Origin of the sequence: Shewanella intestini, assembly GCF_018221465.1 — a bacterium.
In the GTDB taxonomy this organism is placed as follows: Bacteria; Pseudomonadota; Gammaproteobacteria; order Enterobacterales; family Shewanellaceae; genus Shewanella; species Shewanella intestini.
This window is the reverse complement of record NZ_JAAIKR010000006.1, coordinates 166,321-188,934: the sequence shown is the minus strand read 5'-3', so window position 1 is coordinate 188,934 and position 22,614 is coordinate 166,321. Positions and strand designations below refer to the sequence as shown.

Here is a 22,614-nt window from a genome sequence, read left to right as displayed (position 1 = left end):
AAACTCACGAGGGTTTGTCTTGGTCTAGCCATCTTCAAATACCGTTTAATAAGGGTAAATAAAGCCTAGTTTAGTGTTGAATATTTGACCAGCTGGAATGGGTGGCCATGTTTTTGGCCATGTTTTTGCTCGTTTAGTGTGAGACTTTATTCCTCTCCCACATGTAGGGGTAACAATAAAAAACGGCCTGTCGATGACAGGTCGTTTTTATGATTAGCACAAAGCTTATCGCTCGAATTTATCTCTTTAAACACTGATGGGTTAACACGTCATAACGCAACTTGGTTAGCCGCTGGAACCACATTTTTGCGCTCTTGAGATACGATAAACAACAACCCAATAATCGGAATAATCACTGCAGCAAATGGAATAGCCGCTGCCCCATAATGACTATCAATAACTACGCCGCCAATCACTCCGCCTAACGCATTGGCAATATTGAACGCTGAAATATTAGCCGTTGCAGCAAGCTCAGGCGCTTTTGAACCATATTTCATCACACGCATTTGCATTGGCGGTACATTAGCAAATGACACAATACCAAACACAAACGCTGCAATAACAAATGCCCAAGGATTAGAGGCAACAAAACCAAGTATTACCAACACGATAATCATCGCAGCAGGCCACAGCATTAACGCACGGCTTAAATTGGCATCAGCTGATTTTCCGCCCATGGCATTACCAACAACTAATCCCACACCCACTAACACTAAAATCCAGGTTAATGATGCGCGATCAAAGCCTGCAACTTGCTCTGCCATTGGCGCAATGTAACCATAAAAGGTCATAAACCCAACCCAACCTAACGTGGTAATTGCTAAGCTCGCCAGTAAGTTTTTGTCTTTAAACGCACCTAACTGACTTTTAACACTGCGCGGCGCACTATGTTGATCTTGTACTTGCGGCTTAATAATCATCATAATCGCTAACGCAGCTAACGCACCTAATCCCGCAACCACAATAAACGGCACATTCCAACTAAACGTGTTACCAATATACGCGCCTGCTGGTACACCCAGCACATTTGCAAGTGTTAGCCCAGCAAACATTTGCCCAACAGCTTGGCCTTCATATTCTTTGGCAACTAACTGCGTCGCCACAACCGCACCAATACCGTAAAAAGGCCCTTGGGTTAACCCTGACACCACACGGCTAATTAACAGCACGGTATAGTCACTTGAAAATGCGGTAATTAAGTTACCAACAATAAATAGCCCCATTAAACCAATTAATACCCGTTTTTTGTCATAGCGTGCTAGCCACAATGTCAAAATAGGTCCACCAATCACAATTGCCACCGCATAGGCCGTAATCAGGTTACCAGCTTGGCCATCGCTAATATGTAACGTCTCTGCCACTTGAGTCAGTATGCCTGCAATCACAAACTCTGCAGTCCCGATAGCAAATGCTGACAAAGTGAGTACCCACACAGCAAGGGGCATTTTATGTTTTTGTGTCATCATTCTTTTCCAATTTAACAATCTTTGTATGCGACAAAATATACTTTGCACTTATACAAAACAATTGCTACAAATATAAAATTAATATTCCGAAATACAAAATAAAGGTCAAATATGGATAAGCTTGGTGATATGGAGCTATTCGTTAAAGTAATTAAAAACGGTGGCTTAGCCGCTGCAGGAAGAGTGGTTGGCTTGTCTCCAGCCAGAATGACAGCCAGAATAAATGGTCTTGAACAACGTTATGGCACCCGTTTACTTAATCGTACTACCCGCCAAGTTAACTTGACTGAGGAAGGCCGCATCTTTTTTGATGCCTGCCAGCGGGTATTGAGCGAGGTAGAGCAAGCAGAGGCGCAGCTACAAGTCGGTAAAGCAACGTTATCAGGCCCGTTAAGAATTACCGCCCCGTCTGATATCGGTCAGCTACACATTGTGCCTATTATCGACCAGTTTGTTGCTGACTTTCCAAATGTGCAACCCTATGTTTACCTGTCTGATGGCATTATGAATTTGTCGGATCAAAATTTTGATTTAGCCATTCGTTATGGTGCATTGCCTGACAGCAATTTAATCTCTAAAAATTTATACCAAAGCCACCGTGTGCTGTGTGCCTCACCTGATTATCTTGCACGCAAAGGCACGCCTCGCACACCACAATGCCTAATACATCATGACTGTTTAGCTTTAGTGCGCGAAGTTGAACCTTTAGTTACTTGGCATTTTCATAAAGACAGCCAACATATGTCGATGGTTATCAAACCGGCGAGGTCAACTAATGATGGTGCTCAAGTGAGACGTTGGGCAGTAGAAGGGGCTGGGATTGCATTAAAATCATATTGTGATGTCGCTGACGACATTGAACATAACCGATTGCAGGTCATTTTAGCCGATTACAATCAAGATTTTCAAAAAAACAACTTCATGGCAAAGGCCGACTTACATGTTGTTTACCCAAGCCGCAGTTATTTGCCTGAAAGAGTAAAAGCCTTTATTGAGCGATTAAGCGCGCATTTTAATCAACTGAAAAAGATTGAAGCTAAGTCGTTAGCTGTTAGCCCCAACGCTAATAACTAGCGATGGATTTTTACAATCACAAATTCCGCAACGGGATACAGCAAGCGGTTAAAACATACAGTTAAGACAAGCAGTTAAGACAAGCAGTTAAGACAAGCAGTTAAGACAAGCAGTTAAGACAAGCAGTTAATCAGTATTTAAAAAATCAAAAAAAAGCGCAAATGGTTGCCCATTCGCGCTTATCTACAAAGTAGACTTATTCACCAACTACGTTAGCAGCTTGTGGGCCTTTTTGACCTTGTTCTACTTCGAAAGATACTTTTTGGCCTTCAGCTAAAGTTTTGAAACCTTCTGAAGCGATTGAACGGAAATGAACGAATACGTCAGCGCCGCCATTATCAGGAGTAATGAAACCGAAACCTTTATCTTCGTTGAACCATTTTACGATACCAGTTGTTTTGTTAGACATGATGTGTCCCTTAATATTATGAAAATTAATAAAATCTATCGCTTTAATGCGATGCACTGAGCTTGAATTATTAAATGTGACGATGAAGCTAAGGAAACACTGGGATAACAACGATAACGCAGAGATCTTAGGCTTAACTTTTACTTGATGGTTCACTAATAACTCTGAATATCAGAGCAAGAGGCATCGTACAGCAGTTTCGGCTATTGTAAAGGCTTATTATTAACCTTTTATCAATTTTCTCTGAATATCTGCTATCAGCACCGGTGAATCATCTCTCTCGGTAGCACCTAACAAAATCCGCACATAGTTTAGACTGATTTAGCTTAAGTTGACATTAAAGAAAGTGATAAATTGATAAAAAAGTCCATATTACAGTTTATTCATTGTTTTCATTGTATTTTTATACCTTCCTTTCGTGCCTTAACCACACGCTACTCATTTTAAGCACATTGAACGCATTTGTTTGTCATTGGGTTCAATTTGTATTGCTAATTCCATATTGGCAGTAATTACGGTATAAGGGCGCAATGAAAATCCCAAAACGAATCCAACCACTGGTTGAAGAAGGTTTAGTTGACGCTGTCCTAAGCCAATTAATGAGTGGCAAAGAAGCCAGTGTTTATATCGTCAAAAGTGGCGACAACATCCGCTGCGCCAAAGTTTATAAAGACGTGGACAAACGCAGTTTCAAACAAGCTGTGAAATACCAAGAAGGGCGCAAAGTACGTAACAGTCGCCGAGCAAGGGCAATGGAAAAAGGCTCTAAGTTTGGCCGCGATCAACAAGAACAAGCTTGGCAAAGTGCTGAAGTGGATGCGTTATACAAACTTGCAGATGCAGGGGTACGTGTACCGCAGCCTTATGGTTGTTTTTCCGGAGTGTTATTAATGGAGTTAGTTACCGATGACGAAGGCGCAGTTGCGCCAAGACTCAATGATGTCACCTTAACGCCAGAACAAGCCTTGCGCGATCATTCCCTTATGATTGAATACACTAAATTGATGTTATGCGCAGGCATTGTCCACGGCGACTTATCTGAATTTAATGTGTTGGTAGACAGCCAAGGACCGGTCATCATCGACTTACCTCAAGCCGTTGACGCTGCCGCAAATAACAATGCTCAATGGATGTTTGCACGCGACGTAAATAACATGACTCACTATTACAGCCAATTTGCAAATGAACTTAGCCAAACTCAATATGCCAAAGAAATGTGGGCATTGTTTGAAGCGGGTAATCTCACTCCCGAAACTCAGCTCAGCGGCAAATTCAAAGACAGCAATCATATTGCTGATGTCAACGCTGTACTTGATGAAATTGAAGCAGCGAAAGAGGAAGAGCAACAACGGTTACTACGCATTAATGATGCTTATGTTGAGTCGTAATTCATTGACGGGTAGATAGTGGAAAAGTAAACCCCATCATGCACTTAATTAAGTTGCAATGTCGCTGCATAGCGATCACTAAAACCGTATTTTTAAGGACTGGATCACAAACCGATTAGCTTAAATGAACTCTTGTTTAAAATCGCTCTCTCAGAGGTAACATTATCATTTAACGAAGTTATCGAATGAGCACAATTGAATCAATTACCCTCATGCTGGCGCTGGTTTACAGCATTAGTTTGCTTTACTGGAGTCACAATAAATGGGGGGCTGCGATTACAGCCGCCATGTTAGCGGCTGCCATGTTAGTCAGTTTACACTGGCCACTATTTATTGGCCTTGGGGTCGCACTCGTCGGCCTATTTACCTTAAAGAAATTCCAACCAGAAATAGCCCAAGGCCAGCAACGGATTAATTTATTACGAGAGTTAATCCGCCATGCACTGGCTTTATCTATGATGTTAGTCGCGGTGCAATTTGCCATTAATGCCGCCATGTTAAAAGCAGGCGTTGACCCCATACTGGTGCGCCCTGATATTGGTGATGCCTTTTTACCAATAGCCGGTGGCATTGAACTCAAAGCCGCAATTGGCTTAGGCATATTCGATAACGACCATCCTGCGGCAGCGGTGATGTTAGTCGTCGTATTGCTAACAGGGCTATTATGCAAACGCGCATTTTGTGGTTGGGCTTGTCCTTTAGGACTTGCTGGTGACTACTTATATAAATTGCGTAAGCGCTTTATTAAAGAAGAATTTGCCCCACCAGCATGGTTAGATTGGATATTACGCATGGTCAAATATTTATTTTTGATTGCGTTGTTATTCATCGTCATCACCATGCCGCTCGCTAGTATTCCACATTATTTAGACGGTTATTATCATAAAGTGGCCGACCTAAAAATGGCTTACTTTTTCTTAAGTCCTGGCCCTATTGCTCTATTCTGCTTTGGCCTTATTTTGTTCCTCGCATTATGGAAGCGCCAAGCATTTTGTCGCTATATTTGCCCTTACGGCGCACTATTAGGACTAATTAGCTTTTTGAGTCCATTTAAAATTCGCCGAAGCACTGAGCATTGCTTAATCAACAGTAAAGGTATGAAGTGCGACAAATGTACTCGCGCCTGTCCGGCCAATATTATTGTCCATACTCAATCCACGGTGCGCAGCGATGAATGCCAAGCTTGTATGAACTGTGTGGCGGCTTGCCCTAAAAAAGAAGCGCTGTATTTTAGTACCCGTAGCGGTATCAAAATGTCAGCCAGAGGCTTAGCTATCATGCTATTGATTTTGCTATTTATGATCCCATTATGGGCATATGTTGGCGGGATTTGGCACAGTGAAACACCAACTGAATTAAGAATGATGCTAATTCAACACTTGAATAAAATTGGCCATTAATTGCGTTAACTTTGGCGACGGCCAACCGCCATTGATATAGATTTAATGCTATTTCAGCTAACATTCACTTAGCGACAAATAGTTAAAAAGGGAGGTGATCATTTACATGACCACCTCCCTTTTATTGTCTTTAATTAGCAACGAGTCAACACAACAGCACACCAACGCGTTAGCTCATTAATAACATGGGGAAATCAAGCGCGGCGCTTTTTAAATGCTGCCCTGCCCATGCCAGCAAAGGTTCGCAATACCGATGTCCATGCACTCATATTAGGCTTAGGCGACTTACCTTGACCAATAAGCTTAAGTTGTTGCTCATACCAAGTGATATTAAGCATTGCCATAAAGTCCAACGACTTAACACCTGTGGTCAAGGGTTTAAGCGCAATGGTATAACTGCTGTCAGCTAATAACTTATTCGCTAAGTCGGGCACAACAGCTAAAGGTCGCGCAACACCTATCATATCTGTTGCTTGTGAGGTTAATGCACTTTCCATGGCATGACTTGAACGAAAACCACCAGTAACAACCAACGGAATTGACAACACCTGCTTGGCCTTTTCGGCATAATCTAAAAAGTAAGCTTCGCGTGCCACAGTTGATTTTTTGACTTTCGCGCCCATCATACTTGGGTTTTCGTAGTTACCACCGGAAATCTCAAGCAAGTTAATCCCATCTTGTTCTAAGGTTTTCATGACCTCAATCGAGTCGTCTTCACTAAAGCCCCCTTTTTGAAAATCAGCAGAGTTTAGTTTTATTCCGATTGGAAACTCATTCCCGACTCGAGTACGAATAGCGCGGTAAATTTCACGCACAAAACGCATTCTATTCTCTAAGCTGCCGCCCCATTTATCGTCACGGCGGTTATGGTGTGGCGACAAAAACTGACTCACTAAATAACCATGAGCGCCATGAATTTGTACCCCAGTAAAGCCCGCCTGTTGGGCTTTTTCAGCAGCAACAGCAAAACATTCTACAATGGCCAGTATTTCATTTTCCTCAAGCGCACGCGGGGTATTAAAACCACTTTGTAAGGCTTTTGATAATGGCACTGCTGAAGGTGCAACCGGTACAGGGCTTAAAAACTTAGGCGTTTGTTTACCCGGATGATTTAACTGCATCCATAATTGGGTGTTGTTTTGCGTCCCCGCTTGCGCCCACTTTTTAAAAGGTGCGACATCTGAAGCGCTATCTAATACGACATTTTTCGGCTCACCTAACGCGGTGCGATCAACCATCACATTACCGGTAATCAATATCCCTGTACCGCCATTGGCCCATACTTTATATAAGTTCACGAGCTGTGCTGAAGGGGCAAAAGTTTTGTCACCTAACTGCTCACTCATTGCCGATTTAAACAGGCGGTTTTTAGTTGTCGCTTGCGCGGTTATTTTAAGTGGGGATGATAAGTGTTGAGGCTGAGACATAAACAGAATCCTTTGTAAACTCAGTGACAAACCGACATGTGACAGCCGTGAGAAAATGACACTAAATGAAACACCAATGGGCATAAAATTGCCATTGAGTGTATCGACATGACACAATTAATACAAGTGTTTGAATTTACACTGACCTACCTATGTCTACCAGCAATCAACTTGAAATCTGGCGCTTCTGGCTTGGGCTAAATCGCAATCGGTTAACTGCATCAACTCGGCTAATGTCATGCTGGGGTTTTCAGTCATTAATCGAATCAGTTTATCTTCTAACGGTTCTAATTTATCGACATGTTCTAATAACCCGCGGTCAACTTTTTGAATAAGGTAGTGATAGTTTTGATTACCTTGATGCTGCAATTGGCTATTAAGTTGTTGTATTTTTATGGCCTCACCAGACAACGACCAATTTCGTGAACGGCGTACACGGCTAAACTGGCAGCCCAGTGTTATTGCCGTTTTTTTCGCTTCATTGAGCGCTTCCCTACCGATACGGTGGATAAGCGAAGGCAATGCAATAATGATGTGATTTTTTGGCATATGAAAATAGACACTGAATTAACAAAATAACTGAATAACTGAATAACTGAATAACTGAATAACTGAATAAGCATAACCGCAACGGCAGACAATTAACCATCGGTATTTCACCTATAATGCTCCCAGATTACCTGAGCAATACATTTCACCTTTATCTGTGCCCGTAAATATGTGCCTTTGCCGTTCAACCAGAGTTCATTACTGTACTGGTTATCGTCAATGTCGGTAGCGATTAATGATTAAAACCTTAAAACCTTAAAACTAAAAATGCCAACCGATTTGCATCGGTTGGCATGGTCAAGAATGTTGGGAATCGTAGTAAACTTCAGTAATTAATTACTGAAGTTTAGCTGGCCATTCTTTTTCAACACGTTTTTCTAGGAACTCTTTCTTAGAAGACTGCATGGCTTCAAGGTTTAAGCCTGCTAACGGTTGAACTTTCGCTTTAGTGTCGTATTTGCTTGCATCGTACTTATAGCTAGGTGCGTACTTAGCTAATAGTTTGTTTGCTTGAGCAAGTGCCACATCTAGAATCGCGTTAGATTTTTCTAACAAACGAATCGCTTCAGCTGGGTTATGAGCGTGGATACCATGAGAAGCGGTTGCCGAGTCCCAGAACCATTGTGCATTTCTAACTTCAACTAATAAGCTGTTCATTTCAGCAGCAAGTGGGTTTTTCGCTTTAAGAGCAGCTTCATAATTCGCTTTTGCTTTGCCAATTGATTCGCCAGCTTCTAAGCCTTTGATGCCATTTGCAGCCCAAATTGCTTGTGCTTTAAAGTGCACTTCAGTTAGGCGTGGGTCAGTACCATTTGCGTCAAAACGTAGTTTGTTGATTTCAGCTTTACGTTCAGCAAAGATTTCTTTGAAATCAGCGCCTTCATGACAGCTAGTACACGTTTCTGGCAATGTTGCGGCTTCAAAGGTAACTTTATGGTTAGAGTACTCTTTACCCGCGGCGTTAGTCGCTTTCGGCATGTGACAAGTAGAACAACCGAATTCTAAATGGTCTTCCATTGCATGTTCAGTACGGTCTAACATGTTTTCATATTCAGGATGCTGTGCTTTAAGCATCGGTGCACCAGAAATCGCGTTGGTCCAATCTTTAAAGTTACGGCTATCGTAATAAGCAAGTTGTGCTTCAGCTGCGAAACCTTTGTACAGACCGTCTGTGCCTTTGTAGTTTACAAACGCTTTGTAGTCAGTGTTAACACCTGGTACCCAGTAATCCCATGGGTATTTCACTTTCTTACTGTCTGTACCGTCGAAGTAGTATTCAACGTGACACTGCGCACAAGTTTGACTTGCTTGCATAACAGAGTCTTGCTTAGTGAAGTCTTTACCAATTGCTTTCATTGCGCGATCAGCATATGGACGGCTTAAGCGAACGTCTTCTTTACCAAGTTCATGACAATCGGCACAACCGATTGTGTTAGACATTTCTTCACCCCAAGTAGAGAAAGCGTTGTCAGAGAACTTCGCTTCACCCACTTCATCATACATGCGTGCAACGTCAGGTGTTTTACAAGACCAACAGCTTGCAGCCATTGCTTCACCAACAACTTTACCGTCGTGGCCAACCATTGGATGCCCAACACGTAATGTTTTAATGATGTCAGTTAATGCAAAGTGGTGCCCACGTGCGCGATTATAGTCTTTAGCAAAGCCATAACCGGCCCAAGCGGTAACCAGATTAGGGTTACTTGCTAATAAGTCATCTAATTGACCAGAAGCTGGCGTTGTTTCTTCAGTTTCTGCCCAAGTTTTATATTGTTCAGGGAAAGTTTTTTGCCAGTTTTCACTCTTATAAAGGTCAACATCTTTAGCGACGGTTGTACCAGTAAATAGTGCAGATACCATTACGGCTAATGCAAGCTTTTGAAATTTCATCATCACTCCTAACGAAGTCTATTATTATATTAAATTTAACTAAATGTTACGTAAAATTTAAAGGTATTAGTTTAAAGCCTGCATATTTGTATCATATTCAACATTTATAACCATTAATTTGGGTCAGTATTGTGACCGCCTTCAAATCAATAAATCATCCTTGAAAGCCACCTATATTAACGAAAAACAATAAATACCTCTTTGGGGGTATCTTTGGATATTGAAAATAAGTTAACTCTTAAATTAAGCAAACAATGCAATAATATTAATTATGTTAATAACACAACAATAAAAAGATACACCTTAAAGAGTAAAAATGATAAAAAACAAGATTCACATAAAAAAGCAAATAAAAATCAATAACTTACAAGTCAACCCTCACTTACCAATAACCGATATCACGTTCAACATCACAATGAAAAAAAGCATTTTTATTGCGTATCGACACCGTCAAACAGCATATCCCGCCCCCACTTTTATTAAAAATCAACGCCAACTGAAACATATATTACAAAATAGTTACGTACCGTTTTTTTGGGTTAGTAAAATTAAAGCGTAAATAAAGATAAATATTTAAACGAAGCCAAATAATAAAATATCGATATATTTAAAGCCCAAAGCCACTCAGTAACAAAGCAAAAACTTAACATTTAAAATAAGCAAAAACTAATTTAGCTTTAACATATTAAGTATTTACTACTTTTGTTGCCTATTGATATTTAAAAGACAATATTTTAATTAATCGTCTTCAAAAAAATGTTATCCGTTTCGATTAAATTAAGCATCGATAATGTGATCTCATCGACATTTCATTTTGGGGTGCTTTTGATCTTGGACTTTTGGGCAATAAATTATCTTCAAAGAAATATTATCAAATAATATTAGTTAATCTTTCAATTTCAACACTGTTTTTAACGAGCAATTTTATCGCTAATATCATGTCATTGTGACAACGCACTACACTCATACATTCAATAACTTTCATTGGGAGTTTACTCATGGCTAAAACAATTACGCTTGGCGTCACTGACCTTTCTTTTCACCGTGTAACGGCATCACTGGTAAGTCACGTGCTTAGCGACATGGGCTTTAATGTGGTGCGAGAGTTTGCCCCACATCAACAAAACTTTGAAAAGTTAAAATCAGGTGCCGTTGATATGCTTTCATCTGCTTGGTTACCATCAAGCCATGGCATATATAAAGCTGATGTTGAACAAGTTGAACCTTTAATCGAACTTGGTTTGCACTACGAACCTTATGCCTTGTGGGGGGTGCCAGATTACGTACCACAAGCGGCAGTATCACAAGTGAGTGATTTACTTAAACCAGAAGTAGTAGCTCAAACAAATAAGTTAATTCAAGGTATTGGTGCTGGAGCAGGCATTAGCCGCTTTTCAATCGCCATGATTGAACAATACGGATTAGATGCAGCAGGTTATCACTTTAAAACTGGTACTGAAGAAGATTGCTTCCAAGCATTTGAACAAGCCGTTGCCAATAAAGAATGGGTGGTAGTGCCATTATGGAAACCGCAGTTTTTGCATCATCAGTACACCATTCGAGAAATAAAAGATCCTAAAGGGCTATTGGGCATTGTTGACCGAGCGGTGTTAGTGGTACGCCAAGACAAATCCGCCATTTTTACCTCTGAGCAGCTTGCTACCCTAGATAGCCTTCGTTTTTCTAACGAAATCATCGCTGAGTTAGATTATAAAGTCTGTCGTCAAGGGCAAGACATTGATAAAGTCACCGCCCAATGGTTAGCTGATAGAGATAATCACTAAATGATCACCGATATGTGGTTTTATATTACCGCCATCCCCGCAGTATTTTTCTATGGTATGGGTAAAGGTGGTATTGGCGGCATCTTAGGTATGCTGTCAGTGCCGTTAATGGCGCTAACGGTGCCCCCAATTAAAGCCGCAGGTATTTTATTACCGTTATTGTGTGTGATGGATGTAATTGCTTATTACTATCACCGCAAAAATTGTAATTACACCATATTAAAGAGCATGTTACCCATGGCATTAGCTGGCATCGCCATTGCCGCCTATTTCATGGGGTCAATGCCAAGCAATGTCGTCGAACTGCTTATTGGTGGACTCGCGATGGCTTTTTTAGCACAGACGTTTTTAATCAAAAGTACTAAGGTTGATAACCCAATTAAAGGACATTTATTAAATGCACTCTCTGGGTTTGCCAGTACGATAGCCCATGCTGGCGGCCCGCCAGTAAGTATGTTTTTATTACCCAAAAAACTGCCTAAAGAACAGCTCATTGGTACCGGTGTTGTGTTCTTTTTAGTGTTAAATTTTACTAAATTAATCCCGTATGCCTATGTGGGTGAACTGGAGTTTGAAAACCTGATCACCTCAGCCATTTTGCTACCTGTTGCTTTTCTTGGGGTGAGGGTTGGCGTGTTGTTAGTTAATATTATTTCGCAAGAAATGATTTATAAAATCAGTTATATCGTGTTGTTCTTTGCTGGTTGTAAAATGCTCTATTCAGGTATTGTTGGATTTTAAAAGCGCATAATATTAATGATGGCAAACGCGAGTTATGTTGATGAACGGATTAACCTATTTGCCATCCCCCTCATTTAAATAGTTCAACTAAAACAACCTCCTTTAAAGTAAATGCCCACTTTAGCAGACACACATCTCACTTAAGGGTGTGCTAAGCTAAGCCCTATACAGATGACCTAATTTAGGATTAAGTAATGCGGCATCTGGTTCATTTGATCCCACCACCCTTATCAAATGATGATTGACACCGTTCACACCCCATATGCAGGAGGCATAAATGCAAGACTATGTAGATAAAATTGATATTAATCAGTACCTACCTTTAATCATCGAGGTTGGAATTAACGTATTGCTTGCCGCGTTAATTTTAATTATCGGTTTATATATTGCTAATAAAGCCAGTAACATCATTAATCGTATTGGTGAAAAGTACGACAAACTCGACAACACGTTATTTAGATTTTTAGGCAGTGTCGCTAAGTACATTATTCTTGCTTTTGTCGCCATTGCCGTACTTAACCGCTTTGGTGTGCAAACCGCATCCATTGTTGCTCTTCTTGGTGCTGCAGGTTTAGCCGTAGGTTTAGCCTTGCAAGGTACATTGTCTAACCTTGCAGCAGGTGTGATGTTATTACTGTTTCGCCCGTATAAAGTGGGTGACTTTATTAATGCCGCCGATCGTTTTGGTAACGTACAAGAGATTGACTTGTTCACAACCATTTTAAAAACTTTCGACAATCAACATATTATCATCCCTAACAGCCAAATTTGGGGTGCGCAAATCGTCAACCACTCATTCCATGAAATCCGTGGTGTCGACATGCATTTTGGGGTGGCTTATAAAGAAAACACCGTTGAAGTACGCAAAGTGATTGATGGCGTATTAGCCGCTCATGTGCATATTTTAAAAGACCCAGCCCCGTTTGTTGAAGTTGAAACCTTAAATGACAGCTCGGTTGATTTCTTAGTGCGCCCTTTTTGTCATGGCGAACATTACTTCGATATTTTGTATTCAGTGCCAGAACAAATTAAACAGGCACTGGATGAAGCAGGTATTGAGATACCCTTCCCTCACCGAAAAATTATTATCGAAAAAGAATAATTTTTTGCGCTAAACAAGCATCTAAACCAACGTTTGCATAGCAGCAAAGTAAAAACGGCGTAAGACTCTCTGTCTTACGCCGTTTTTTTATCGCTACACCTCAGCGTCATAAGTTTTGGCACAAGCAATTCCCTTCCTCCCGTTCATCATTCACTCATTAACAAGCAATCAAATAGCTCATCGGTGATAAGTCACACGGTTATACAAAAGCACAGTTAACGGTCGAGTTATCAAGCCTTTTAACGGTATAATTCGCCCATCAATGCCTTAGTCACCACTGTAAATCTAAGCGCCCTTATTTAACGTTAGCCATAAGTAGACTGTGCCATGACCCCAGAACGCCTCGCTCGCATTAACCAAATGCTCGATAACCGCCAAGTTGATTTAACGGTTTGTCTAGATAAAGTGCATAAGAGTAATAACATTGCCGCTGCAGTGCGCACTGCTGACAGCATTGGCATTCATGAAATTCACGCCATCATGCCTGAGGACAGTTTATGGGTATCGGGTAACACTTCATCAGGTAGTCATCGCTGGGTGAATACCGTTAAGCACGTCACTTATGAACATGCGTATCAACAATTTAAAGCAAAAGGCATGCAGGTATTAGCCACGACATTTTCTGCAGATGCGGTAGACTTTCGCGAAATTGACTACACCAAACCCACTGCCATCGTGTTAGGTAACGAGCACGATGGTGTAAGTGAGCAGGCCATCGCTAGCGCTGACCAACACATTATTATCCCAATGGTGGGCATGGTGCAGTCATTAAATGTGTCTGTCGCGGGTGCATTAATTATGTATGAAGCGCAGCGTCAACGTGAACAAGCTGGCATGTATAACCAACGCCAATTGGATTATAAATATTGCCAAACCAAGTTATTTGAACAAGGCCATCCTATTTACGCTAGAGCATGTAAACGTAAAAATATTCCTTATCCAACCATTGATGAACAAGGGCAAATAGATGCTGATGAGCAATGGTGGGATAAAATGCGCGCCCCTGATGTGCTGAGTGAGTCATAGCCATTGCGCATCAAGCTGCTCAGCAACAGCTTGATGCATTAAGGGCGCAAACACTGCCTTGCCAACGGCAATCATATTCATAAGACGAAGCCTATTTCAAAAAGATGACCTTAACGGCCTTTTTATTGACAAACCACGATTGCAAATTATAACAAGGGGAAGTTAAATCAGATCGTTTTTCACCGATATAATGGTGCTTATGGCTTAAAACACGGTAACAGATTGAATATCGTGGCCAAACTATTTAGGATCGTGCAATCGATTGAATCAAGAATCCAACAACATGACCACAGCGCTATACTTTATCTATGACTCACATTGCCCTTGGAGTTACGCCGCTACCCCAGTAGTAAACGCCTTACAAGATGCTTACCCTAATATGACCGTCAACTTACTGCATTGCGCCCATTTTATTGGCAAAGACAGTGCAGGCGAAACCCAAATGAACGAGGCAGCTAAAGCCAGTGCTCTTCCATTTGGACGCGAGCATATCCGCTATGCAAATAGCCCTAAAAATTCAATTAAAGTGGCAAACTTTATGGGCTGGTTGCAACAAGGCAAACAAGCAAATAAACAGTTAGCAGTGCTTAATGCCCTTCAAAAAGCCCATTTTGTTGAAGGTAATCCGCTTAATACTAAACGTGACCTTAGCCTCGTTGTTGAAGCCTTTAAATTATCTCCATCAAACAAAATCTTTAAAGATGAGTTAAGCCTTGATGCTGAGCGTGTTCTGGATGATATTGGCGAGATCCAACAATTAATGGGCACCAATAAGTTCCCCGCATTAATTATGACAGTCGGTGACGATGCCATTTTTATTGATCATTCACAATACTTGTCACGCCCACAAGATGTGGTTGAAGCAATGAAAGCCGAGATTGCTGCACTGAAATAGTTAATGACAACACCAAAAGCAGTGCTGAAAACTGACTAAAATAGTCGTTTATCAGCCACTGAAACTCACGCGGCCTTGCTAATCTTTAGCAAGGCCGCGTTTTTTTAAAACCATAACCAGCTTTAAATAGCTAAATGAAGTCACCCTCTCACGAAATAACTTTTCAGCAATGTCTTAAACGATTTCTTGTTTAACCGTGTCTTTGATTAACGATTGTTTAGTTGACAAGATCAACCAGCGGGTTATAGTTGATATTGTTAACTTGTTATTTGAATTGTTGAAGTGAGAAAAATGACTGACTAAAGGACGAGCAGTGACACGGTGGCAAAACATTGCCGATAAACACTCCGTTTTTAAAACATCCAAATCAAGCCAATGTCCATTTCAATCCATCACGGACAAGTTAAGTAAAGTAAAGTGATATATACCCACTAAATAATGCATCGCTATCTACACTTTACATACCCAAAAATTACGCTTTACGCAGCATAGATAATGCTGTTTCATGCACAATAAATAAGGTCTAAATGATGATAAATTCAAAAGATAACCGTTATAAAATCACCATAGAAGAAATCACAGTTAACCAACAAGGTCGCAGCATGGCCTTTGAAGTACAAGACAGAGAAGATATATTTAACGTAGTAGAAAATTTAAAACAACGCAGTGGATTAGATGAGCAACTAGCCACAAAATTAGGGGTGTCGTTAAGATTATTAGGCCCAATAATGATGCACAATCGTAAGCATCCGTTATTTGCCGACTTTATGCCGCACTTTAAAAACTTTATGCAAAATCTAAAAAATACGGTTAAAGCGGCGAAAGGCAATTAATCAGTTAACTTATTGAAGAGTAGAATAACTAAGCCTTAAACAACGTCTTGAACTTGTGATGCTAATAGCCAAATTGCCAAAATAAAGAAAATCAGCCCCATTAATTTATTTTGGTATTGGCGAAACTTATTATTGTTTAACAAAGGCTTACCAAGTGTACCTATGAGTGCCACCAACAATAAGTTAAACAATAACCCCATCACATTCAGTAATAACCCCAGAACCAACATTTGTTGTCCCGAGCTAGCACTCAGTTGCGTTGAAACAAACTGAGGTAAAAATAAAACAAAGAAAATAAGTGCTTTAGGGTTAAGTAAATTACTCATCACCGCACGACGATACAATAACTTGGCAAGGTTATTATGTTGCTCTACATCGGGTGTTTGCGCCGCACTGCTGCGCATACAGTCCCAACCCATTTTAAGCAAGTACGCCCCACCGAGTACCCGTAACACCTCTAATGCCGTTGGGTTCATGGCTATCAACGCAGACACGCCCAAGGCGGCTAACACGGTTAAAATCAATCCTGATGTGGCATTACCAAAACTGGCATAAACGCCCACTTTACGCCCATAACTTAAACTTGAACTCGCAATTAACAGCATATCGGGGCCAGGAATTAACAACAAGGCCACCACGGTGGTGAGATAAACGGGAAGTAAAGCCAGATCAATCATGTTAAATACGCTACTACAAGGGCAAAAAATCAGTCGCGCATTCTACCGTGATTTAACATGAATAAAAATCATGTTGTGTTAAAAATCAGCTAATCATTGGCAGAGATTATTTACATATTTCACGCCACTAATGCCATTCACACCACAGAAAAGCCAATTCTGAGCAAAATGCGTAAACAAAGGGAATTAACAGGATAAGGAATAACTGAGAAAGTGAAACTGTGAAAAAATGTGAAAGTGAAACAAGAGTGTGATAACGCTAGTGGATAAACTAAGCTATGACCCAAGCTAAAAACCAACTAATACAACTAATACAACTAATACAACTAATACAACTAATACAACTAATACAACTAATACAACTAATACAACTAATACAACTAATACAACTAATACAACTAATAGCACATGTAAACAACCCAACTAGCACAGGTAACCAACTCAATGAAGCGGATAACAATATCCGCAAACATTGAGTTAGTCGCTATTAACGGTAAAACGCTTCCACGTTACCTTTAACCGTCATCAGCAATGGCTGACCGCGACGGTCAAGGGCTTTGTGAGATGCCACTTTTACCCAACCTTCGCTAATGCAATATTCTTCAACATCAAAACGTTCTTTACCATTAATGGTAATGCGGATGTCATGCTCAAATACTTTAGCCACATGGAATTTGCTACGTGGATTAATTGATAAACGATCCGGTAATGCCGGCTTTTCTGTCGTGTCAGTCATATCATGCTCTAATTAGAAAAAATCGTCGGTCATTGTAGGCAATCACACTGTTATGCTCAAGGCACATCATTAATGATTGCAGCTAACATCACCTAAATAATGCTCTAGATTTATCCCTATGTTGACCTAAATTCATACGAGCACGTCTTAGAAAAGTGATTATTGTCGTTCAAACTCAACCTTTGCAACCGCGCCCTATCTCGTGCAAATATGGCGCATTAGCCTTATAGAATAAACGTTGCCACTAGATCATTTAATGATTTTGCTTGGTCTTTTAAGTTTTGTGCTTTTTGTAGACCTTCATTAGCTGAGTGAGCAATTTTATCGGTCACATCTTTAATAGACACCGTATTTTGTGTAATTTCATTGGTTACTTGAGTTTGCTCTTCAGCGGCAGTGGCTATTTGGCTGGCCATATCAGACATTAACGCAGCGGCGCGTGTAATCTCTTCAATGGCTTTGTTTGCTTCATCGGCATCACCAACACTGCTAGTTGCTAAAGACTGGCTGCTTTGCATTAACGAGACTGCATTGGTGGTAGTATTTTGTAATGTTTCAATCGTTTCTTGAATCTCTCTTGCTGATTCTTGAGTGCGATGAGACAACACTCTCACTTCATCTGCAACCACGGCAAAGCCACGACCATGTTCACCAGCTCGAGCCGCTTCAATGGCAGCATTTAGTGCTAATAAGTTGGTTTGTTCAGCAATACCTTGAATGGTTGATAAAATACTTGAAATTGCATTGGCATGTCGATCTAACTCACCAATAACATCCGTAGCTTGAGAGACTTCATCAGCTAACCGGTTAATTGACTCGCGTGTTGTCGCGACTAGGTTTTGACCTTGGATACTGCTATCACTTGATTGCTGCGCTGAAGATGCGGTACTTTCAGCACTGGAAGCAATTTCTTGTGTTGCACTAGCCATTTGCGTGACTGCCGTTGCAACCATCGTCACTTCTTGTTGCTGAATTTGAATTTCGCCTTCTACTTGATGGCTACCTGATACAGTTGCATCAGCTTCTTGATCAAGCTGTTTTGCCACCTCGCGAATTTGACTAATCAGTATATGCTGGCTACCCACAAAGCGATTAAAACTGTCAGAAAGCACACCCACTTCATCTAATGTGTCAACTTCAATGCGTTGAGTTAAGTCACCGTTACCGTCTGCTATAAGGGCAAGGGCTTCTGATACGCGAGTTAGGGGGCGAAGTATTTGACTCATTAACCATGAAATAACAGCCATGCTTATTAATAGTACTAACGCAGATAAGCCAAGTAGTTTCAGTAATAAGGTTTCTAATGGTGTTTCTAAGGTTTTCTTATCTAAGACGACAATGAGTTGCCAATCAGTTTGAGGTATAGATTGTATCCAGACTAATTTATCTTTGTTTTCTGTCTCAAAGTGAACGGGGATTAATTGTTTACTGACATTTTGCTTTAATAAACTGTAATCCAATTGTGGAGTGATTTCACGAACATTCTTCATGACTTTACTGGTGTCTTTATAAGCAATAACAGTACCGTCTTTGTGTACCATAATAGCGAAACCGTTAGAAGGCAACTGCATGGTATTAACTTCATCAGCGATGTTGCTAATGGTTAAATCTGCGCCAATCACTCCTTGTTCGATTTGCTCTGCAAGGGTGGTAACAAGTTGTTTCGTCGAAAAATCAATATATGGTTTGGTTAACAGCATACCTTGACTGTTCTTTGCTTGCTTATACCAAGGGCGAGTGCGAGGGTCATAATTTGAGAAGTCGCCTTCAGTATCAGTGGTGGTCATTTCACCGTTATCCTTACCAAAATAAGTGGCTAGGAATTGACCTGCGTGCGAGGCATTTTTTAGCACATCAAGATCATTACCTTGGTGCAAATAACTTTCACTCGAACTGATAATTTCTTTTTTAGAATCTAACCATTCACTAATTCTGTCTGCTTGCTGGCTACTTAGACGTTGAACTTGCTCTAAATTTGACGAGAACAACATATCCTTTTGATTAGAGAAACTCTGCCAAGATAAGAGGGATATGACAGCGATTAGTGCTATCAAAACCGGAAGAAGGATTTTTAATTTCAACGATTTGAGTTTCATATGTTGTACCAATGGTCAATGCGCGATACTTAATTAATAGCAGTTAACTTATCAGTTTCAACCAGCAAAAGGTTAATCATGAAGCACAATTAATAACATCCAAATTAAATACATCCTTTACTTATTGTTTTAAGCAATACCCGAGATTAAAGATATTTATCATAACCCCAAAATCAAAAGGCACAGTTAGCCCTATGAAAAAATAGAGAAAATGCCAAGCTAAATTAGCTGCTCCCCCTGAAAATGCTAAAGCATTAGCTGAAGAATAGGCTGAAAAAGCTACTATTTTCTTCATTTGAGACAATCAAAATTTAAAATAATCCGTGAAATGAAGAAAGCAAATTTAACGCTCAGCGTGAGCAAATTGTGTCGAGTTTGCGCTCAGTTGCTGTTTCTATCATTTCATTTATCACACTAGCAATTTGAAAGACAATTTGGATACGTACGTTTTCCATATTTTTAACCGATATTATCGCCCCCTCAAAGTCACCAGGTATTGCTTGATTTATAACTTTGGACCATTGCCGTTCACATTTTTATTATTTTATTTAAGTAATTGAAACCTACTCGTTTGATTGTAAGTCATACCATCACCGTTCATCTCCCTTGTCATCTGCTCAGTTAACGATTCAACATTAAGCCCTCTTTCAACCACGACGATATTCAACATCAAGGGCGTCAGCGCCATGCTTCATTATTTTAATTGGCCTTGATTTCCTCTTATTTCTCTTACATTGGTTTATGTTATCTCGGCTCAATTTAACGCAAACAAGCCCGAATCAATGAATAAAACCAAGAATAAAACCGTACACAGAAAATCGCACGAGCACTTTTGTGCCACATACAAAACACTGAACACAATTGGTTAATCTCACACTAAGCTATTGGGCGACGTATGCCCATTAACACTCAGTTTCAGTTTATCTTCTACGCAAAAATAACCATAAAGACTGCCACCTAGATCACACTAAGGACACTTTTTAATGAACTAAAAAAGACAATTGCTCAAACTTGCTTACACGTTTTTTGATATGGATTATAAAAATAGACATTGCCAACCGCTGGCTATTTTCTCAGCAGGATAGATCAACTATATTGCAGGCGAAATTTACCCTACAAAACCCCACTGCGGATATATAAGAATGCTTTCAGATATTCAAATTTCACGTCTTCATCAATGCCAACCAATTGCTGATATAGCAAAAAAATGGGGCATTGAAGACAGTGAATTATCACTATTTGGCCACCATAAAGCCAAAGTATCACTTGATGTGGCTAAGCGTTTAGCTGCCAAACCTCAAGCTAAATTAATTATCGTGACAGCAGTGACTCCGACTCCGCACGGCGAAGGAAAAACCGTGACCACAATTGGCTTAACCCAAGGCTTAAATGCCATTGGCTTAAACGCCTGCGCTTGTATTCGCCAGCCTAGCATGGGCCCGGTTTTTGGTATAAAAGGCGGAGCCGCTGGCGGTGGTTACGCCCAAGTTGTGCCAATGGAAGAGTTAAATTTACACTTAACCGGTGATATTCACGCCGTCAGTAGCGCCCATAACTTAGCGGCTGCAGCCATTGATGCTCGCTTGTATCACGAAACACGTCTTGGCGCCCAAGCCTTTACTGAAGCGTCTGGGCTTGAAGCATTAAATATTGACAGCGAAAACATTCTTTGGCGTCGCGTGGTTGACCATAATGAGCGCAGCTTACGACAAATTGAAGTGGGTTTTGGTGCCGTTAACGGCCCGGTACATCAATCAGGTTTTGATATTACGGCCGCGTCTGAATTAATGGCTATCTTAGCGTTAAGCCAAGACATTGATGATTTAAAACAACGTATTGCTCGCTTAGTATTAGCATTAGATGTTGACGGTAACCCGATTACCGCACAAATGCTGGGAGTAGCAGGTGCGATGACGGCGGTGATGGTTGATGCAATTAAGCCGACCTTAATGCAAACCTTATCTGGCGATCCCTGTTTTGTTCACGCTGGCCCTTTTGCTAATATCGCCCACGGTAACTCATCGATTATTGCTGACAATATTGCCTCTAAATTATCCGATTATGTTGTCACTGAAGCCGGCTTTGGATCTGATATGGGATTTGAAAAATTCAGCAATATTAAAGTCAGAAACTCAGGCTACAAGCCAAGTGCAGCGGTAGTTGTCGTCACGCTAAAAGCCCTTAAAGCCAATAGTGGCATTGAGTCAGATAACGACATTAACTTACCTGATTTAGCCCGTTTAAGCGCTGGTTTTAAAAACCTTCAATGGCACATTAACAATGTTAGCCGTTATGGCGCACCAGTTGTCGTGGCGATTAACCGCTTCCCGACCGACACTGATACTGAACTTGAATGGCTACAGCAACAAATTAACACCACCGCAGCGTTTGGCAGCGCCATTAGTGAAGCCTTTGCAAAAGGCGCACAAGGTGCACAAGATTTAGCGCAATTAGTTAAGCAAGCCAGTGAGCAAGACTCTCAATTTTGCAGTTTGTATCAAACTGAGCAAAGTATTGAAACGAAATTATTGACCTTAGCGGAAGTCGGTTATGGTGCATCAGGCGTGTCGCTGTCAGATAAAGCCAAAGAGCAACTAACTTGGTTAAACACTCACGGTTATAACGCCCTGCCTATTTGTATTGCTAAAACGCCAATGTCGATTAGCCATGACCCTAAGTTAAAAGGTGTACCAACAGGCTTTGAAGTGCCGATTACACAATTAAAAGTCAATGCTGGTGCAGGCTTTATTACTGCGTTAGTGGGTAAAGTGATGACCATGCCAGGTTTAGGCATTAAGCCGGGCTACTTAGATATTGATGTCGACCAAAATGGTGAGATTGTTGGCTTAGCATAACCAACATTGCTGAATTTAAGTAGCTCTTGTGGCTGCTTAAATTCACAACTAAACATCATGACTACGCCCGCAAATCACCAGCCCTTTGCAACTCACAAACACAACATCCCAAACTCGCCAATTCAACACTTTATTTACTCTATTAACCAAACTGTATTTTAACGGCCTAGATCACATAAATTATTTATGTGTTTTTTTTAATAAAATCAGTAAAAAAAACAGCTAAGCAGAAAGAAATAAAGCTTTAAATACAACAGGCTAAACAA

At 40.6% G+C, this 22,614-nt stretch carries 18 protein-coding genes; 10 read left to right on the top strand and 8 right to left on the bottom strand.

All coding sequences use genetic code 11. The features are described 5' to 3' along the window. Positions 1–269: 269 nt before the first annotated feature. The gene (locus tag G3R48_RS08700) at positions 270–1,466 is read right to left on the bottom strand and encodes an MFS transporter (protein WP_212593282.1); all 1,197 of its coding nucleotides are present in this window, start codon (positions 1,464–1,466) and stop codon (positions 270–272) included. Positions 1,467–1,577: 111 nt separating this feature from the next. Here G3R48_RS08700 and G3R48_RS08695 point away from each other — a divergent pair, with 111 nt between their 5' ends. Next, the gene (locus G3R48_RS08695; RefSeq protein ID WP_153664182.1) at positions 1,578–2,540 is read left to right on the top strand and encodes a LysR family transcriptional regulator; all 963 of its coding nucleotides are present in this window, start codon (positions 1,578–1,580) and stop codon (positions 2,538–2,540) included. A gap of 196 nt (positions 2,541–2,736) precedes the next feature. Here G3R48_RS08695 and cspE read toward each other — a convergent pair whose 3' ends face one another. Next, positions 2,737–2,949 (bottom strand): transcription antiterminator/RNA stability regulator CspE, encoded by a 213-nt coding sequence (gene cspE, locus G3R48_RS08690; RefSeq protein WP_153664183.1) that lies wholly within the window; start codon positions 2,947–2,949, stop codon positions 2,737–2,739. A 530-nt stretch (positions 2,950–3,479) separates the two neighbouring features. Here cspE and G3R48_RS08685 point away from each other — a divergent pair. Next, a complete protein-coding gene (locus tag G3R48_RS08685) occupies positions 3,480–4,337 on the top strand; it encodes a PA4780 family RIO1-like protein kinase (RefSeq protein WP_153664185.1) in 858 nt (285 codons plus the stop codon). Between the two features lie 185 nt (positions 4,338–4,522). Next, entirely contained in the window at positions 4,523–5,737 is a 1,215-nt protein-coding gene (locus tag G3R48_RS08680) for a 4Fe-4S binding protein (protein WP_153664187.1), read from the top strand. Between the two features lie 194 nt (positions 5,738–5,931). On the opposite strand, the gene G3R48_RS08675 is transcribed toward G3R48_RS08680, so the two are convergent. The 3 genes from G3R48_RS08675 to G3R48_RS08665 all read right to left on the bottom strand — a co-directional run bounded on the left by G3R48_RS08675 (position 5,932) and on the right by G3R48_RS08665 (position 9,603). Beyond that, positions 5,932–7,164, bottom strand: coding sequence for an NADH:flavin oxidoreductase/NADH oxidase family protein (locus G3R48_RS08675; RefSeq protein WP_153664189.1), 1,233 nt, complete (start codon positions 7,162–7,164; stop codon positions 5,932–5,934). Positions 7,165–7,320: 156 nt separating this feature from the next. After that, positions 7,321–7,713 (bottom strand): ribosome recycling factor family protein, encoded by a 393-nt coding sequence (locus G3R48_RS08670; RefSeq protein ID WP_153664191.1) that lies wholly within the window; start codon positions 7,711–7,713, stop codon positions 7,321–7,323. Between the two features lie 336 nt (positions 7,714–8,049). Next, the gene (locus tag G3R48_RS08665; RefSeq protein ID WP_153664193.1) at positions 8,050–9,603 is read right to left on the bottom strand and encodes an ammonia-forming cytochrome c nitrite reductase subunit c552; all 1,554 of its coding nucleotides are present in this window, start codon (positions 9,601–9,603) and stop codon (positions 8,050–8,052) included. 998 nt (positions 9,604–10,601) lie between these two features. Here G3R48_RS08665 and G3R48_RS08660 point away from each other — a divergent pair. The 6 genes from G3R48_RS08660 (at position 10,602) to G3R48_RS08635 (ending at position 15,984) form a co-directional block, all read left to right on the top strand. Next, positions 10,602–11,387, top strand: a complete 786-nt coding sequence (locus G3R48_RS08660; protein ID WP_153664195.1) for a glycine betaine ABC transporter substrate-binding protein — start codon at positions 10,602–10,604, stop codon at positions 11,385–11,387. A 12-nt stretch (positions 11,388–11,399) separates the two neighbouring features. Further along, positions 11,400–12,128, top strand: coding sequence for a sulfite exporter TauE/SafE family protein (locus G3R48_RS08655; RefSeq protein ID WP_212593281.1), 729 nt, complete (start codon positions 11,400–11,402; stop codon positions 12,126–12,128). A 277-nt stretch (positions 12,129–12,405) separates the two neighbouring features. Further along, positions 12,406–13,230, top strand: a complete 825-nt coding sequence (locus G3R48_RS08650) for a mechanosensitive ion channel family protein (protein WP_153664199.1) — start codon at positions 12,406–12,408, stop codon at positions 13,228–13,230. Positions 13,231–13,557: 327 nt separating this feature from the next. Then, the gene (gene trmH / locus G3R48_RS08645) at positions 13,558–14,256 is read left to right on the top strand and encodes a tRNA (guanosine(18)-2'-O)-methyltransferase TrmH (RefSeq protein WP_153664201.1); all 699 of its coding nucleotides are present in this window, start codon (positions 13,558–13,560) and stop codon (positions 14,254–14,256) included. Positions 14,257–14,539: 283 nt separating this feature from the next. Beyond that, positions 14,540–15,151 carry a protein-disulfide isomerase gene (locus G3R48_RS08640; protein ID WP_153664203.1) on the top strand — a complete coding sequence of 204 codons (612 nt, stop codon included), beginning with the start codon at positions 14,540–14,542 and terminating at the stop codon, positions 15,149–15,151. A gap of 530 nt (positions 15,152–15,681) precedes the next feature. Continuing rightward, positions 15,682–15,984 (top strand): DUF3861 domain-containing protein, encoded by a 303-nt coding sequence (locus G3R48_RS08635; RefSeq protein ID WP_228497426.1) that lies wholly within the window; start codon positions 15,682–15,684, stop codon positions 15,982–15,984. A gap of 35 nt (positions 15,985–16,019) precedes the next feature. Here the strand turns inward: G3R48_RS08635 and G3R48_RS08630 are convergent, their stop codons facing one another. The 3 genes from G3R48_RS08630 to G3R48_RS08620 form a co-directional block, all read right to left on the bottom strand. Further along, a complete protein-coding gene (locus G3R48_RS08630) occupies positions 16,020–16,661 on the bottom strand; it encodes a LysE family translocator (RefSeq protein ID WP_153664207.1) in 642 nt (213 codons plus the stop codon). A 487-nt stretch (positions 16,662–17,148) separates the two neighbouring features. After that, positions 17,149–17,397 carry a DUF3297 family protein gene (locus G3R48_RS08625; protein ID WP_153664211.1) on the bottom strand — a complete coding sequence of 83 codons (249 nt, stop codon included), beginning with the start codon at positions 17,395–17,397 and terminating at the stop codon, positions 17,149–17,151. Positions 17,398–17,621: 224 nt separating this feature from the next. Beyond that, positions 17,622–19,493, bottom strand: coding sequence for a methyl-accepting chemotaxis protein (locus tag G3R48_RS08620; RefSeq protein WP_153664213.1), 1,872 nt, complete (start codon positions 19,491–19,493; stop codon positions 17,622–17,624). Positions 19,494–20,635: 1,142 nt separating this feature from the next. Between G3R48_RS08620 and G3R48_RS08615 the strand changes: the two genes are divergently transcribed. Continuing rightward, complete coding sequence (locus tag G3R48_RS08615) at positions 20,636–22,348, top strand: formate--tetrahydrofolate ligase (RefSeq protein WP_153664215.1); 1,713 nt, start codon at positions 20,636–20,638, stop codon at positions 22,346–22,348. Positions 22,349–22,614: the final 266 nt, after the last annotated feature.